The following is a 14,847-nucleotide window of genomic DNA, read 5'->3' as shown; positions in this document are numbered from 1 at the left end:
AGAACCTCCTTATAAAATGTGTCTATGTTATTTTAGCATCTTTATAAAAAGTTTTCCACAAGTAGTTTTTTTAAAGAAAAATTTATACACGGCCTGTAAATAAAGTTATACACAGGTCGAAAACGTCAGTGGATAACTTTATTTATAGACAAAAAATTACGCTGGATTGTGGATAAGCGATAGACTGTAAAAGTTGATTTAATGAGATTTTCAAAACTTATACACAATTTTTAATGCTCGGGGGATAAAGATTTTGCACAGCATGTTCTTATGTGGATAAGTAGGTGATAAGTATGGGATAAGAAAAAAATAAAAAAAGTCGTGCCCAGCTATGTGGATAAAGTTACCCACTTGTGGATATCTTTAATTTGGATGAAAAAATACATCTGAGATCTTAGCAAGCCTTAATAAAAGATAAGAAAATAAAGAATTAAAAAAAGAATTTGCAAAAGAATGTTTCTTATTAAGTAAAAATATGCTATCATACTTGAGTGAATGAATAAAAATAGGGGAATTATGCTTGACAAGACTATTTTTTCTTCGTTATAATAATCTAGACTGTCTTTGGATAATTTTAAAATAGTAATGTGAGAGATAGTTTTTACAGGAGGTGTATCACGTATGAAAAGAACTTACCAACCTAAAAAACGTAAACGTCAAAAAGTACATGGTTTCCGTAAACGCATGAGTACTAAAAATGGACGTAATGTATTACAAAGTAGACGCCGTAAAGGTAGAAAAGTATTGTCTGCATAGATCACTGAACGTTTCAGTGGTCTTTTTTTTTAGGATTTGAATAAAATTACTCAGTAGTTGGTATGTATAAATAGCCAATTAAGGAGTAATTTTATTGCTTATTCGATGAAATAGGAGTGAATTTTACTAATTTAAAGAGATGAGAGGTTATTTTAATGCGAAAAGCCTATCGTGTCAAAAAAGAAACAGAATTTCAAAAAGTTTTTCATCATGGCAAATCATCAGCAAATCGTCAATTTGTCATTTATGTGATCGATAAAAAAGATCAATCCCATTTTCGGGTAGGAATTTCTGTCGGCAAAAAAATAGGAAATGCTGTTATGCGTAATAATGTTAAGAGAAGAATCAGACAAAGTTTAACAGAATTAAAACCGCAATTAAAAGCAGAAAAAGATTTTATTGTTATCGCTCGCCCACCAGTAGCAGATATGACAATGAAGGAAACGAAAAAAAGCTTGCTACATGTATTGAAGCTTGCTAAATTATTAAGATAGAATGTACTTATTTAGAGTGGAGGCTAGGCCGTGAATAAACGTAAGCGATTACTTCTTTTGTTAGGAACAGTTTTATTAGCAGTAGTGTTAGTGGGTTGTGGTACTTCACCCATTACAGAACAAAGCACAGGAATTTGGGATAGATACATTATTTTAAATTTTTCTCGTGTGATTATTTGGTTTTCTAATTTATTTGGTGGAAGTTATGGAATAGGGATCATTATTTTCACATTGATCATTCGATTGATTCTTTTACCTATTATGCACCGCCAAACAAAAAGTACTCAAAAAATGGCAGAGTTACAACCGCAATTAAAAGAATTGCAAACAAAGTATGCTTCTAAAGATACAGATACACAAAACAAATTAAAAGAAGAGACTTCTAAATTATATGCAGAAGCAGGAGTCAATCCTGTAGCAGGTTGCTTGCCTTTATTGATCCAAATGCCAGTGTTAATTGCCATGTATCAAGCAATCAGTCGTACAGATGTATTGAAAACTGGAAACTTCTTATGGATGAACCTGGGAGAACCAGATCATTATTTTATCTTACCAATCTTGGCTGCTGCATTAACATATGGAACGACTAAGTTATCTAGTATGAGCCAAGCAGAGTCAAATCCAACGACAACATCTATGATGTATATCATGCCAGCATTGATTTTATTTATGGGGATCACATTGCCAAGTGCATTGTCACTATACTGGGTTGTAGGTAATGCTTTTTCTGTTGGACAAACGTTATTGTTAAATAATCCTTTCAAAATCAAAAAAGAACGTGAAGAAAAAATAAGAGTTGAACGAGAACGCCAACGAGCTCTTGAAAAAGCGTTGAAACCTAAGAAAAAGAAAAAAAAGTAAATTAAAATAAAAATGTGCAGAATGGAGGTAGGCAAATGAATAAGTATACAGTTAGAGCTGAAACGGTAGATAAAGCTACTCAAAAAGCGTTGAAAGAATTGGGAATCAGTAAAGAAGAAGCTTCTATTAAAGTGGTCGATCAAGGTAGAAAAGGTGTTTTTGGAATTGGTAAGAAAGAAGCTATTGTAACAGTCACAAAAATTGTAGCTGACAACAATGGTAAAGAATTCTTTGGAGAATCGGTTATTAAAGAAGAAATAAAAAACAAACCAACAGATTCAACTCAAGAAATCAAACCTTTAACAGAAGAAACTTCTAATTTAATAGAAAATAATCTTTTGGAAGATGAAACTCTTTCTAAAGAAACTGACAGCGAACAGGATGATGAAGAGGCTATTAAAATGGTATCGGAATATCTTCAAGAAATTGCACAGAAAATGGGTATTTCCAGTACTGTTACTGTTGAAAAAACGAAAGAACAAGTAGTCTTTCATATTGAAACAGAAAAAGCAGGTCTCATTATAGGCAAAAATGGTAAAGTATTGAATGCTTTGCAATCATTAGCTCAAGTTTTACTTCATCGTCATGCTAAAACAAAGTTTGTTGCAATCGTGAATGTTGGCGATTATCGTGAACGTAGAGAAATGGCATTAAGAGAGTTAGCTGAGCGAACTGCTCTGAAAGTCCGTCGTACAAAGCAACCTGTGTTCTTAGAACCTATGCCTGCTTCTGAAAGAAAGCAAATTCATTTTTATTTAAGCAAAGACGAATCTGTGGTCACTCACTCAGAAGGTAATGAACCGCACCGCTACTTAGTGGTTGAATTAAAATAGAAGTGTTTATTAGAATTGAGTCTGCTTTTTGGAGCACGTTTTAGAATAAACATTCGTATATAAAGAAGTGGCTGGGATTTTTGTCTCAGCCTCTTTTTTTTGTAAAATAATTAAAGAATCAAAAATTTTTACTAAGCCAAAAGTCTAATAGGCTGACGGAAAGTAATCCTGTATAGTATGTAGTAAATAATTAAAGATAAGTAGGTGCGTAAAATGGTTAAAATTATGATTATTGAAGATGACTTGGTAATTGCTTCAAGTTTACAAGAAGAGTTGACGAAATGGCAATACGATGCGTTTCATGTAACAGATTTTAATGCTGTTATGGATACTTTTACACATGAAACACCTCAATTAGTCTTAATCGATATTAAGCTGCCATATTTTAATGGTTATTACTGGTGTACAGAAATTCGCAAAGTCTCGCAAGTACCGATTATTTTTATTTCTTCTCAAAGTGAACGAATGGATATTGTGATGGCTATTCAAATGGGAGCAGATGACTTTATTAGTAAACCATTTGATTTAACAGTAGCGTTAGCTAAAATACAAGCTCTATTGCGCAGAACGTATGATTTTACGGGCAATGATGCTTATTTAAGCTATCAACAAGTCTATCTAAAAACGAGTGAACTAAAGATTCAATATATGGATCAGGAAGTTGAACTGACCAAAAACGAAATGAAAATTTTAGAAGTCTTATTTATACAAAAAGGGGCTTTTGTTTCGCGCGAGGCGATTATGATGAAATTATGGGAAAATGATTCGTTTATTGATGATAATACATTAGCAGTCAATATCAATCGTTTGCGAAAAAAACTAGCTGAATTGGACTTGACTTCATTTATTATCACAAAAAAAGGTTATGGGTATGGCCTGCAAAAGGATGATGACTCTATTGAAATCAACTAATAAAGTGATAGATATTCTCAAGGCGTTTATAAAAGCTAACTATTCGTTCTTTTTAGCATATGTACTTAACCTAAGTGTGTTTAGCTTTATTTATGTATTAGGACAATTGCCATTGTACTTTTTAGTATTTAGTATTGAACTTTCGCTATTTATAGGCGGGTGTTTCTTCTTGTTTAAATTTTCAAGGTACTATAAACGATTTCGTTTGTTGGAGCGATTAGATAAAGACCCAATCGATACATTGAAGCAATTGTCCTCTAATCGTGATTCGAGTGAAGATTTTTTTCATCTTAAAATTGAAAAGTTAATAGAAGAAATACAACAAGTCAAAAAAAAGAGTCAGCAACGCAATACGTCTCAGATAGACTATTTTACCTTGTGGCTGCATCAGATCAAAACACCCATTTCAGCTATCAGCTTATTGATGCAACGGGACAATAAATCAAAATTTACCCATCAAATGGAACAAGAGTTGCTGCAGATTGAAAACTATACACATATGGCATTGAATTATTTGAAAATAGAGCAAAGCGGTTCTGATTTAGACTTTGTACAAGTTTCGCTTGACCGAGTGATCAAAGAAACGGTTAAGAAGTTTTCGATTTTATTTATTTACAATCGTATCCAATTAGATTATCAAGAAACCAACAAAAGTATTTTATCCGATGAGAAATGGTTGAGGGTATTAGTTGAACAAATTCTTTCTAATAGTCTGAAATACACTCCTGAAGGCGGTAAGATAAAAATTTATATGAGCCCAACTAAGGAAGACCAACTCATTATTGAAGATACCGGTATTGGCATTCGCTCTGAAGATTTGCCGCGTATTTTTGAACGTGGGTATTCTGGCTTTAATGGAAGAATTCACGAAAAATCAACAGGGTTGGGCTTATTTCTTAGTCAGGAAATTACAAAACGCCTTGGTCATGAGATGTCAATCAAGTCAATTGTAGGAAAAGGCACTAAAGTAATAATCGATTTAGCCCGAACTTCACTAATAAAAGATTATTAATACTGAATCTTACGAAAGTGTAAGGTTTAATCACCATCTGTAAGAAAAGATAAAAGCAAGCATTGTTCATTTTTATTAAACTAGTAATAGAAATAGAGAAATGAACAGGAGGAAATAATTATGACATTATTAGAAGTGAGTCATTTAAAAAAGACGTATACAGGAAGGTTCTCAACGCAAGAAGTGCAGGCTTTAAAAGACGTGAATTTTTCAGTAGAAAAAGGAGAATTTGTCTCCATTATGGGAGAGTCAGGTTCTGGTAAAACAAGTTTATTAAATATTTTAGCAACCCTTGATACTGCAACTGATGGTGAGGTTTTGCTGGAAGGAAAAGATTTAACAGGCATCAAGGACAGCGATATTTCCAATTTCCGTAGAGATTATTTAGGCTTTGTATTCCAAGACTTCAACTTATTGGATAACTTTTCAATCAAAGACAATATTTTATTGCCACTGGTATTATCAAATACACCGATTACTGAAATGGAAAATCGGTTAATGCCGATTGTCAAAAAACTGAATATTGATGGACTGATCAATAATTATCCTTATGAAGTGTCTGGAGGACAAAAACAACGCGCAGCTGTAGCTCGTGCCTTGATCACTAATCCGAAATTGCTTCTTGCTGATGAGCCAACTGGAGCATTAGATTCAAAATCCAGCCAAAGCCTGTTAGAAACTTTTGAAACCATCAATAACGCTGGACAAACCATTATCATGGTTACTCATAGTACAAGAGCTGCTGCTTATTCGAATCGGGTCTTGTTCATTCAAGATGGTGAAGTGTACCATGAAATTTACCGTGGAGAACAAACGCCAGATCAGTTCATGGACAAAATTTCTCAAGCATTAATCGTACTAGCTAATAGAGGTGAACAACATGAATAAAGGTTTTTTTTCTAAGTTAGCTCTACGAAACATTAAATCTAATAAGCAAATTTATCTACCTTATATTTTTGCTTCTATTGCTACAGTAGCGATGTTTTATATGATGGTTGCTTTAATGGGGAATAAGTTTGTACAAACGAGAAACGCATCCTTACCGATGTTGTTTACTATTGGAGCAGTAGTCATTGGGGTGTTCTCCTTTCTGTTTATTTTGTATACCAATAGTTTCTTGATAAAACGACGGAAAAAAGAAATTGGGTTGTACGCGATACTAGGAATGAAGAAGAAACATGTTTCTAGGATATTGACGATTGAATCAGTCGTAACAAGCTTTTCTAGCATCCTTTTAGGATTGATTATTGGACATTTATTGGGGGAACTTGCTTTTCTTGTTTTAAATTATGCTTTGAAATTTGGCGTAAAAATGTCTTTTCCTTTCACATTGAATGCTGTAATGATCACGATTGGATTATTTGTTCTCATCTTTTTGGTGACGTTGATCTATAATATCACTCAAGTAACGTTTTCTAACCCAATTCAATTGATCAAAGGAAAACAAACAGGAGAACGGGAACCCAAAAGTTCTATTACCCTTTTTATTCTATCTTTATTATTGATTGGATCAGGTTATTATCTGTCTGTAACGATTAATGACCCATTGAATGCAATGATTTACTTTTTACTTGCAGTCCTTTTGGTTATTGTAGGTACGTATTTCTTATTCATTTCCGGATCAATATTTATCCTAAAAGCATTGAAGAAAAATAAGAAATTATATTACCGTCCAAGCCCATTTATTTCAATTTCTGGTATGCTTTATCGAATGAAACAAAACGCCACTGGATTAGCTAATATTACTATCTTAGCAACGATGGTCATCGTTGTAGTATCGACTACATTAGCTGTCTTTATTGGAATACAAGGAACTTTAGATCGCTTATATCCTTATGAAAATAAAATAACTTATTTTACAGATGTCAATAAAGAAGAAGAATTGCAAGAGATACAAAAAGAAACAGAAAAATTAGGTTTAGAAGTAACCGGTACAGAAAGTTACTCCTCTTATTCTTTAGCTACACAATTAGAGGATAATGAATTGATTGTTGGTGATAAAGTTAATTATTCTGCAAAAGAAACATTTTTTGTCAATATACTGGTACAAGAAGATTATGAACAAATGACAAACCAATCAATTGATTTAGACTCTGATGAAATGTTGGTTTACAACTTAAAAAATAGCGATGACTTGACTACATTGCTCATAGGAGATACAACTTATCAGATTGAGTCAATAAATAAAAGTCCTATCAAAATTGATGAAGAGGTGAAATCACCTGAGTTTATTATCGTCCAATCAAATGAGGTTCGTCAGTCTATTATTGATTACGAAGATCAGTTATCAGAAAATGAATATCCTTTTACTACGGAAGCGATGATTTCTTGGAATACGACTGGGACCCAAGAACAGAAAAAAAGCTATTCTAAGAAACTAGATGAAATACTAAACAGTAAAGACGGGTCATTTTATGAGTCAAAAGAACTCTTCAGTGATGAATTATATAATATGAATGGCGGCTTTTTATTCTTAGGCATTTTCCTTGGATTGTTGTTTGTCTTTGGAGCAGCTTTAATCACATACTTTAAACAAGTTTCAGAAGGCTATGACGATCGAGAAAAATTCCAGATCATGCAGAAAGTGGGATTAGATAAACAAATGATACGTAAAACGACTCGTTTACAAATTATTTGGATGTTCCTATTGCCTTTAGTAGTTGCGGTGATTCATGTTGCCTTTGCCTTTCCACTTATTCAAAAATTGTTAATTCTTTTTAATGTAGTAAATACATCATTAGTCTTTTGGTGTTTTGCAGGGGTAATTGTTGGCTATAGTCTGATTTATGGCATCATTTATCAAGTAACTTCAAAAGTTTACTATAGTATTGTTAAATAGAGAAAGTAAGGACTGACATAAGAATTTTTTTCTTTTATGTCAGCCTTTTTTTGTGCTTAAAAAGCGATTATGTTTATAAAAATCAGTTAGCAGAAAAAAGGAAGATAAAACGCTTGCATTTTCCAAAAGAAAACGGTACATTGTACTTGTATATACAAGTTGCACTTATAACTTTTTCTTAGGAGGAAAAAAAATGGCAGATTACAAGCAAGATGCAAAACAGCTATTGGAAGACGTCGGAGGCCCTAATAATATTTCTGCAGTCAGTCACTGTGCTACCCGCATGCGTTTCGTATTAAATGATCCTGCAAAAGCAGACAGCAAAAAAATAGAAGAAATTCCAGCAGTTAAAGGTACGTTTACTCAAGCCGGACAGTATCAAGTTATTATTGGTAATGATGTTGCCACATTTTATAATGAATTTTCTAAAATTTCCGGCAAAGAAGGCGTATCGAAAGACGAAGTAAAAGCAGCAAGTAAACAAAATCAAAATCCTGTACAACGTGCTATGTCCGTTTTAGCAGAGATCTTCTCACCTATTATTCCAGCAATTATTGTCGGAGGGTTGATTTTAGGATTCCGAAATATTTTGGAAGCCATTCCAATGGAATCTCTTGGTCAAGCGATGGTAGATGGTGTAGCGCAAGTCAACAGTGCTGGAGAACCAGTTTACAATACAATCGTTAATGTCAGTCAGTTTTGGAGTGGAGTCAACTCGTTCTTATGGCTGATCGGAGAAGCTATTTTCCACTTCTTACCAGTAGGTATCACGTGGAGTGTTGCTAAAAAAATGGGAACCACTCAAATTTTAGGAATCGTTCTAGGGATCACACTAGTGTCACCTCAATTATTGAATGCATATGCAGTTGCCGGAACGGCAGCAGCAGACATTCCAGTTTGGGATTTTGGTTATTTCACAATTGACATGATCGGGTACCAAGCACAAGTTATTCCTGCTATGTTAGCCGGATTTGTATTAGCTTATTTAGAATTAGGATTGCGTAAAATAGTTCCGCAAGCTATTTCAATGATTTTTGTACCATTCTTTGCTTTAGTTCCAACGGTTTTGATTGCTCACACGGTTTTAGGACCAATTGGTTGGGTTATAGGAAACTGGGTTTCAAGTGTCGTTTATGCAGGATTAGGAAGCTCATTTAGCTGGTTGTTTGGTGCCTTGTTTGGGTTCTTATATTCACCATTGGTTATTACAGGTTTGCACCATATGACGAATGCGATCGATTTACAGCTGATTGCTGACTTCCAAGGAACAAACTTATGGCCAATGATCGCTTTATCAAATATTGCTCAAGGTTCAGCTGTATTAGCGATTATTTTCTTACATCGTGGTAATGAAAAAGAAGAACAAGTTTCTATTCCAGCAGCTATCTCTTGTTATTTAGGTGTAACAGAACCCGCTATGTTCGGAATCAATATTAAATACATTTACCCATTTGTTGCGGCTATGATCGGTTCAGGTCTTGCTGGGTTAGTATCTACTACTTTCAACGTGACAGCAAATTCAATCGGTGTTGGTGGAATTCCAGGATTCTTATCTATCCAAAACCAATATTGGCCAATCTTCTTCCTTTGTATGGCGATTGCAATAGTGGTACCGTTTGTCTTAACAATTGTATTCCGTAAATATAACATCTTGAATAAATCTGACCAAGTTACTATTACAGAACCTGAATTAGGGAAATAATTTTTTAGAAAGTAGGAATAAAAATGAGTACCTTTCATGAGAAAGTCGTGTATCAAATTTACCCAAAATCTTTTAAGGATTCTAATGGAGATGGAGTAGGAGATTTAAGAGGAATTATTGAAAAGATTCCTTATCTAGCAGAATTAGGTGTTGATGTGTTATGGATCAACCCCTTCTTCATTTCTCCGCAAAAAGATAATGGCTATGATATCGCTAATTATGTAGAAATTGATCCATTATTTGGAACGATGGAAGATTTTGAGGAACTCATCGCTGTAACTAAAGAGCATAAGTTGGAAATTATGTTGGATATGGTTTTGAACCATACTTCTATTGAACATGAGTGGTTCCAACGGGCGCTCAAAGGTGAAAAGAAATACCAAGATTATTATATCTTACGTGAACCAAAAGCAGATGGAAGCCACCCGACAAACTGGGTCTCAAAATTTGGAGGCCCAGCTTGGGCTCCTTTTGCTGATACGGGAAAAGAGTACTTGCATTTATATGATGTATCCCAAGCAGATTTAAATTGGCGTAATCCGGAAGTAAGAGAAGAAGTTTTTAACGTTGTCAATTTTTGGTTAGAAAAAGGAGTAAAAGGATTCCGGTTTGATGTGATTAATGTTATTGGTAAAGAGGAACTACTTTTAGATGCAGAAGATGGAGTAGGAAAATCGTTGTATACAGATCGGCCAATCGCACATGAATTTATTCATGAAATGAACCAAAAAACTTTTGGGAAATACTCGAATATGATGACAGTTGGGGAAATGTCTTCAACAACGATTGAAAATGGGACTGTTTATTCTAATCCTGACAAACAAGAGTTGTCTATGGTCTTTAGTTTCCATCACTTGAAAGTCGATTATTTAGATGGTGAAAAATGGAGCAAAACACCATTTGATTTTATGGAATTAAAAGAATTATTAAATGATTGGCAAGAAGGCATGTCTAAAGGTAATGGTTGGAATGCGCTATTCTGGAATAATCATGATCAGCCGCGTGCCATCAGCCGCTTTGGAGATCCTGTGAATCACTTTGAAGCTTCTGCTAAGCTGTTAGCTCAGACGATTCATTTACTTCGAGGTACCCCTTATATTTATCAAGGGGAAGAAATTGGGATGACAAATCCAGAATTTCAAGACATCACAGATTATGTAGATGTGGAAACACATAATGCTTATAAAGAACTACAAGCAAAAGATCTGCCACATGAAGAAATTATGGAGATCATTAAAAGTAAATCTCGTGACAATAGCCGCACACCAATGCAATGGACAAACGAAAAAAATGCCGGTTTTACTACGGGACAACCCTGGATAAAATTAACTGAAAATTACCATCAAATCAATGTAGAAAAAGAACGAGCAGAAGGAACCATCTTTGATTTTTATAAAAAGCTTATTCAATTAAGAAAAGAGTTGAAAGTAATCTCTGAAGGGGATTACCGTGGGATCATGATGGATCATCCAAGTGTTTATGGTTATGTAAGAGAATATGAGGGAGAACAACTGCTTGTATTTAATCATTTCTATTCAGATCATGTGACTTTGGAAATTCCAGAAGAATTTTTAAATAGATCTAGTCGTTATCTTATCGGCAATAAAGAAGAAAGAACCTTAACTGCTAACTTAGAATTAGGTCCGTATGAAACAATTGCTTTTTATTTTGAAGCTAATTAAAACAAAAAAGGAAACTGATAATTTATCAGTTTCCTTTTTTTGTTTAAAGAGAATTTCGACGTCTGGCAAAATCAACGAAACGAAAACGATCTAAACGATGACGAGATTCAGTATGTTGAAAAAGTGTTGTGTTTTCTAGATAAACATCGCTTCTTACAACCACGACATGGGTGTCATCTTTTAAATTCATCAGCTGCTTGTCTTCTTCTGTAATAGGATCTACCGTTATTTCTTTTTGAGCATACCCAATAGTCAGACCTAATGTATGTTCAATGTAATGATACAATGAATCTTCAGCTGCATCTGTTGGAATACTTGGAACAATAGAAGTGAGCAGATAATCTTTATCTACAATAACCACTTCGCCATTTACTTTTCGTAAACGTTCAAGATACAAAACTGGCGTATTCAAAGGAATAGTTAAATGATCCGCTAACTCTTGAGAGACAGGCTGCAAACCGTTATGCATCACAATAGTTTGGCTATTCATTTGTTGAGCTACTTGAAGCTCTTTATAGCTGGTTAAGCCTGAAACAGGAAAATCAAACCGTTTCACGTCTAAAACAACAGAACCTTTACCTTGGATTTTTTGAATATAGCCTTTTTCTAATAGCAGGTTTAAAGCTTTTCGTATTGTTTCACGGGAAACATTGTATTGTTTTACTAATTCATTTTCGCTAGGTAAAAGATCTCCAGAAATAAAGCGTTGGTTTAAAATAGCTGCTTCGAGATCTAAAAAAATTTCATTAAACTTACTCATATAGAATCCTCACATTCCCTATCCTTAACCTGTATTTTAACATAATAAAATAGGAAAAACTTACAAATAAAACAAAATAAAAGTTGTTTTTAAATCTAGCTAGTGTATTGTAGAATATAAAATTAAAAACAAAGATCAGGAGGCTTTTGATGAATTTAAGAACGTCAACATTGGAGAAAAGAATCAGCGTATCTGCTAAAAAAACGCCTGCCGATTTAGTCGTAAAAAATGGAATGATCGTAAACGTATTTACAGGAGAATTAATGAGCGGAGATATTGCAATCGTAGATGGGGTGATTGCTGGAATCGGTTCATATGAGGGAGCCAAAACAATTGATGCTCACAATAAAATAATCATACCAGGATTGATTGATGGACATGTTCATATTGAGAGTTCTTTATTAACCCCAAAAGAATTTTCAAAGATTGTATTGCAACATGGTGTAACAAGCGTAGTGACAGACCCACATGAAATTGCTAATGTAGCTGGAGTAAATGGCATTCAATTTATGATCGATGAAGCGACACGACTGCCAATGGATATTTATGTGATGCTGTCTTCTTGTGTACCAGCAACAAAATTTGAAAATAATGGGGCATTACTAAATGCTGAGGAGCTTAGCCCATTTTTATCTGCGCCTGAAGTATTAGGTCTAGCAGAAGTCATGGATTTTGCTTCTGTAAAAAATGGTGACAGCTTTATGATGGATAAAATTGCAATGGTTCAAGAATCTAATGGATTGATTGATGGACACGCTGCTGGGCTGACAAAGGAAGAATTAAATATTTATATGGCAGCTGGAATTCGTACGGATCACGAAAGCATCAATGCCAAAGAAGCAAAAGACCGGTTAGATATGGGTATGTACTTGATGATTAGAGAAGGTACAGTTGCAAAAGACTTAATGGCGCTATTACCGGCTGTGACGGCAAAAAATTCACGCAGATGCCTATTTGTCACAGATGATAAATTAATTGATGATTTATTGGAAGAAGGAAGTATCGACCATATCATACGACTGGCTATTCAAAATGGTTTAGACCCGATAACCGCTATACAAATGGGAACATTAAATACAGCTGAATGCTTTAATCTTAATCATTTAGGAGCAATTGCTCCAGGTTACCAAGCAGATTTTTTAATTTTAGATGATTTAGAAACTGTTTCTATCAAGCAAGTCTTTAAAAAAGGCGTTTGTATTTCAGATAATGGTAAATTAAATGAATCTTTATTTAAAAATGAGATTGGAAAAGGCCTTAAAGGCCCAGAATTAGCTAGAATAAATGTCCAAGAGCTAACAGTAGAAGCGTTGTTGATACCTTTAACGGATTCTATATGCAATGTGATCGAAATCATTCCTAATAGTTTGGTGACGAACCATTTAAAAGAAGAAGTAACCATTGAAGAAGGGTGTTTTGTTCCTTCTATCCAAAAAGATCAATTGAAAATTGCTGTGATTGAACGACACAACGGAATGAATCATATAGGATTGGGATTAGTAAAAGGGTTCCGTTTAAAGAAAGGTGCGATAGCGACAACTGTTGCCCATGACTCACACAACATAGTTGTAGTGGGAACTTCTGATCAAGAGATGCTTAAAGCTGTTAAACAAGTAATTGAGACCAATGGAGGGTTAGCTGTTGTAGAAGGCGAAGAGGTATTAGCGTCACTCGCTTTGCCCGTAGCAGGATTAATGACAGAAATGGAGTATCCAGTTGTTAATGAGCAGCTAAAAGCTTTAAATCAAGCAGTGTCTACTATAGGAGAGAGTATAAATTTTAATCCATTTTTGACTTTATCCTTTTTGACCCTTCCAGTTATTCCAAAATTAAAGATTACAGACTTAGGTTTATTTGATTTTGAACGTTCTGCGCACATTCCGATTCAAGTAATTGAAGAAAAATAACAAAAAAATCCACCTAAGAGATAAAACCTCTTAGGTGGATTTTTAACTATTCGAAATTGGGGGTTAAGAATAAGTTAAATTTAATTTAGCGTGATTAATTTAAAATTTGAACTTCCATTGTTTGTCTACCAAAAGCTAATGCTTGGTTTAAATCTGTTATATGCACGTCGATACGGTTGCCGTTGATAGCACTACCTGTGTCTCCAGCAATAAAAGTACCGTATCCTGGAACATAAACCGTTGATCCTAAAGGAATAACACTTGGGTCAACAGCAATAACATTTGGATTTTCATTCAAGTTGATTCCAGTTGCCGTTGTGTCTGATAATTCAGGTTGGTTTGTAGAATAAGCTGTTGCTTCAACTGTAACTGTCTTACCAGATTGAGCAGAAGTTGTTTCTGCTTCTGTTGTTTCTGTTACAGCAGGTTCAGTTGTTACTACTTCTTCTACAACTTCAGGTTCTTCAGCTGGAGTTTCTTTTACTACAGGAGTTTCTTCTTCAACAGTAGGTTCTACTTCTACAACTTCAGAATCGCTAACATCATAGCTTTTAGTTTCTTCAGTTGTTTCGATAGTAACAGTTGAATGGTCCGCAGATAAAGAAATAGTATTGCCGCTATAAATAGTATTAGCATTGTTAATATCATTAACATCTACTAAGTCAGTAATAGATAAATCAGTTGCTAATGCTACAGATGATAATGTATCACCCCATTGGATAGTGTATTCAGTGCTTCCATCTTCAGTACTTTTAATGTCTTGTTTGATTTCACTTACTGTACGAGCTTCCCAAGTACTAGAAGTATATTCTGCTGCGGAAGCTTCAGTTGGATTTGTAACAGCCATGACACCTGTTAAAGCTAAAGTTGCGCTTGCTACAAAAAATTTCGATTTAAAGTTTTTCATTTTTTTTTGATCTCCTTTGTTTTGTAAAAATAGTTTTTCGCCTACATAAGATATAAAGAAGTTGGCTGTGGATTCTGAGCGACAATGTTAGATATGAGCTCTAAGCTCTATAAGAAATGAAGGAGTCGTTCCTTCAACAATTGCTATCCTACCACGGTAAAAAAAAAAGAGAAGTGCTTTTC

General features: G+C 34.3%; 13 protein-coding genes. 11 read left to right on the top strand and 2 right to left on the bottom strand.

Annotated features, from left to right (window positions below):
• Positions 1–621 precede the first annotated feature (621 nt).
• The 10 genes from rpmH to treC all read left to right on the top strand — a co-directional run bounded on the left by rpmH (position 622) and on the right by treC (position 11,091).
• Complete coding sequence (gene rpmH / locus BR65_RS09570) at positions 622–756, top strand: 50S ribosomal protein L34 (protein ID WP_007725519.1); 135 nt, start codon at positions 622–624, stop codon at positions 754–756.
• Between the two features lie 155 nt (positions 757–911).
• Positions 912–1,250: a ribonuclease P protein component gene (gene rnpA / locus BR65_RS09565; RefSeq protein ID WP_023179688.1), complete on the top strand. Its 339-nt coding sequence runs from the start codon at positions 912–914 to the stop codon at positions 1,248–1,250.
• 30 nt (positions 1,251–1,280) lie between these two features.
• Positions 1,281–2,111 (top strand): YidC/Oxa1 family membrane protein insertase, encoded by an 831-nt coding sequence (locus BR65_RS09560; RefSeq protein ID WP_023179686.1) that lies wholly within the window; start codon positions 1,281–1,283, stop codon positions 2,109–2,111.
• Between the two features lie 35 nt (positions 2,112–2,146).
• The gene (gene jag / locus BR65_RS09555) at positions 2,147–2,944 is read left to right on the top strand and encodes an RNA-binding cell elongation regulator Jag/EloR (RefSeq protein ID WP_034538002.1); all 798 of its coding nucleotides are present in this window, start codon (positions 2,147–2,149) and stop codon (positions 2,942–2,944) included.
• Positions 2,945–3,157: 213 nt separating this feature from the next.
• Positions 3,158–3,856: a response regulator transcription factor gene (locus BR65_RS09550; protein ID WP_034538001.1), complete on the top strand. Its 699-nt coding sequence runs from the start codon at positions 3,158–3,160 to the stop codon at positions 3,854–3,856.
• The gene (locus BR65_RS09545; protein WP_023179681.1) at positions 3,843–4,868 is read left to right on the top strand and encodes a sensor histidine kinase; all 1,026 of its coding nucleotides are present in this window, start codon (positions 3,843–3,845) and stop codon (positions 4,866–4,868) included. The genes BR65_RS09550 and BR65_RS09545 overlap by 14 nt, the downstream gene beginning before the upstream one ends.
• Positions 4,869–4,988: 120 nt before the next feature.
• Positions 4,989–5,756 (top strand): ABC transporter ATP-binding protein, encoded by a 768-nt coding sequence (locus tag BR65_RS09540; RefSeq protein WP_023179679.1) that lies wholly within the window; start codon positions 4,989–4,991, stop codon positions 5,754–5,756.
• Positions 5,749–7,707: an ABC transporter permease gene (locus tag BR65_RS09535; protein WP_023179678.1), complete on the top strand. Its 1,959-nt coding sequence runs from the start codon at positions 5,749–5,751 to the stop codon at positions 7,705–7,707. The genes BR65_RS09540 and BR65_RS09535 overlap by 8 nt, the downstream gene beginning before the upstream one ends.
• A 193-nt stretch (positions 7,708–7,900) precedes the next feature.
• Positions 7,901–9,409, top strand: a complete 1,509-nt coding sequence (gene treP, locus BR65_RS09530) for a PTS system trehalose-specific EIIBC component (RefSeq protein ID WP_034538000.1) — start codon at positions 7,901–7,903, stop codon at positions 9,407–9,409.
• A gap of 23 nt (positions 9,410–9,432) precedes the next feature.
• Complete coding sequence (gene treC, locus BR65_RS09525; RefSeq protein ID WP_034537999.1) at positions 9,433–11,091, top strand: alpha,alpha-phosphotrehalase; 1,659 nt, start codon at positions 9,433–9,435, stop codon at positions 11,089–11,091.
• Positions 11,092–11,134: 43 nt separating this feature from the next.
• Here the strand turns inward: treC and treR are convergent, their stop codons facing one another.
• A complete protein-coding gene (gene treR / locus BR65_RS09520; RefSeq protein ID WP_023179674.1) occupies positions 11,135–11,851 on the bottom strand; it encodes a trehalose operon repressor in 717 nt (238 codons plus the stop codon).
• 149 nt (positions 11,852–12,000) lie between these two features.
• On the opposite strand from treR, the gene ade reads away from it, so the two are divergent.
• A complete protein-coding gene (gene ade, locus BR65_RS09515; protein WP_034537998.1) occupies positions 12,001–13,758 on the top strand; it encodes an adenine deaminase in 1,758 nt (585 codons plus the stop codon).
• A 94-nt stretch (positions 13,759–13,852) separates the two neighbouring features.
• On the opposite strand, the gene BR65_RS09510 is transcribed toward ade, so the two are convergent.
• Positions 13,853–14,665 (bottom strand): 3D domain-containing protein, encoded by an 813-nt coding sequence (locus BR65_RS09510; protein WP_023179670.1) that lies wholly within the window; start codon positions 14,663–14,665, stop codon positions 13,853–13,855.
• Positions 14,666–14,847 lie beyond the last annotated feature (182 nt).

The sequence above is a fragment of the Carnobacterium inhibens subsp. inhibens DSM 13024 genome (assembly GCF_000746825.1).
Lineage (GTDB): Bacteria > Bacillota > Bacilli > Lactobacillales > Carnobacteriaceae > Carnobacterium_B > Carnobacterium_B inhibens.
This window is presented reverse-complemented; position numbering and strand designations above follow the sequence as displayed.